At 64.6% G+C, this 1,963-nt stretch carries 2 protein-coding genes; both read right to left on the bottom strand.

The features are described 5' to 3' along the window. On the bottom strand, window positions 1–1,174 hold a 1,174-nt coding region (locus tag EN935_RS33490; protein ID WP_127374097.1), incomplete at its 3' end, for a DUF763 domain-containing protein. Window positions 1,175–1,332: 158 nt separating this feature from the next. Next, window positions 1,333–1,963 (bottom strand): DUF2270 domain-containing protein (locus EN935_RS33485; protein WP_127374096.1); only part of this gene is annotated, 631 nt, incomplete at its 5' end.

The following is a 1,963-nucleotide window of genomic DNA, read 5'->3' as shown; positions in this document are numbered from 1 at the left end:
CCATTTCGCCGGCGACAATCTCCTTCAAGCTCGGCCCCGTCACATAGCGCTCCATGCGCCGTGACTCGCCGTCCAGCCGCCTCAATGCCTCCAACTCCTCGCTCCGTCCGAGCTTTGCCTTCCCCACCGCCGATTTCAGCACCGAGATCGTCTCGTCATAGACCTTCAGCGGCACCGGAAAGGGATGCCGGTCCTTGCCGCCATGCGCCAGCGAGAACCGCGCCGGATCGGAGAAGCGGCACGGCGCGCCATGCACGACCTCGGCCACCATCGCCAGTGCCCGCACCGTTCGCGCGCCGACGCCCGGTACCAGCAGCAATTCGGGAAAATCCGCCGGGCCGCCTTCGATCGCCGCGGAAATGTTGCCGTGCAGGCGGCGCATGACGATATCGCTTTCGCGCACATCATGGTGGGCCGGCATGATCAGATTGGGCAGCATCGGCTGGGCGGATTGCGGCTTTGCCGATGGTTCGATGGCGGCAAACTCGCGCACGATGCTGTCGGGACCGAGCTGGCGCAACAGGTCCAGTTGGCCGCTGCGCGAGGCCTCGGCGCGGTGATCGGTGAGGTTGACGATCTCGCCCTGCCGCTCGCCCTCGATGGCCGCATGCGGCTCGTCGACGAAACTTTTCAGGCCCTCCGAGAGCCAGTGGTAGCGGCGCGCCAGCTTGCTGTCGCCGTTCATGCCTTGCTGGACGACCACCCAATGGCTGTCATCGGTGACGATGAAGCCGTGCAGATAGAGATCGAAGCCGTCCTGCACGGCGGCGCTGTCGACCTTGGCGACCAGCCGGCTGGCCGTGGCCAGAGCCTTGCCGTCGAAGCCGACACGCTCGCCGATCGCCTCGAGTTCATGCGGCGTCTTGCGCGAATGGGTGCCGCGCCCGCCGCAGACATGGATGCCGAGTTCGCCCGACAGCGGTGTCAGCCCGCGCTTCAGCGCGCCGATCACGCTGGTGGTGATGCCGGAGGAATGCCAGTCCATGCCCATCACCGCACCGAAGGACTGGAACCAGAACGGATGCGCCAGCCGGCGCAGCAACTCGTCGCGGCCATAGTGGTGGATGATGGCTTCGCACAGCACCGCGCCCAGGCGCGTCATGCGATCGCCCAGCCATTTCGGAACCCGCCCGCCATGCAGCGGCAGGTCGGCGCTGCCGCTTCGCTGCGTCACTGATACCTCCGGCCGGTGAGTCGGTCACCGGCAGCCTCGGATAGAGATGGCATCAGGGCGACGATTTGCAAGCGGATGCGCAAACGCCGATTCAGAACCTGAATCAAGTCGGGGCTTTATCTCACTGTCTTACAATGATTTTCTTCAACCGGCTCTTTCTAAACATGGACGTCGCCGAAGGAGAGTTCGCCGTCGTCGCCAGGCGTCAGGAAGGCAGCCACCAGGAGGCCAACGTAGAGGAGCGCAACCACGGCGACAATGACCGCGCCCGGAATGGGACCGAGGGCAGCGGCGCTGACGGCCTCGCGCAATGTGCCGACGAAGCCGACCGGCACAGCTTGATCGATCAGGCTCGGCGTCGACAGTTTAAGGATCCAGGCGAGGAGCAGAATCAGCATCATGTGCATGTAGTTGCGGCGCAAACGCCGCGCCAGCGCCACCCTTTGCGAGACCAGGAATTTCGGCGCGCGCAGGCTTTCGCCGACGATCAGCAGCCAGTCAGAAGCGAAGTCCGGCTGCGGCGAGAATATCTGAGCGAAATAGTGGCGCTCGAACTGGCGCACGCGGGCGCGATAGACATCGAAGAACCGGTAGCGACGCGCCTCGATCCACAACAGAAGGAGCACCAGCAGCATGGCGAAAAGCAGCACGCCGTGATGGGCACTGGCCGTTGACAGCGACACTGACAACATGGCGGCGACAACGGTGATCGCCCAATTGCTCGTACGGTCAAGGCGGTCGCGCCAACCGGCCATGCGGGCGATCTCAGCGCGGTGGAAATGCGACATC

The sequence above is a fragment of the Mesorhizobium sp. M7D.F.Ca.US.004.03.1.1 genome, assembly GCF_003998635.1.
GTDB classification, from domain to species: domain Bacteria; phylum Pseudomonadota; class Alphaproteobacteria; order Rhizobiales; family Rhizobiaceae; genus Mesorhizobium; species Mesorhizobium loti.
Note: the sequence above shows the minus strand (reverse complement) of the source record. Positions and strands in the feature narration are given on the sequence as shown.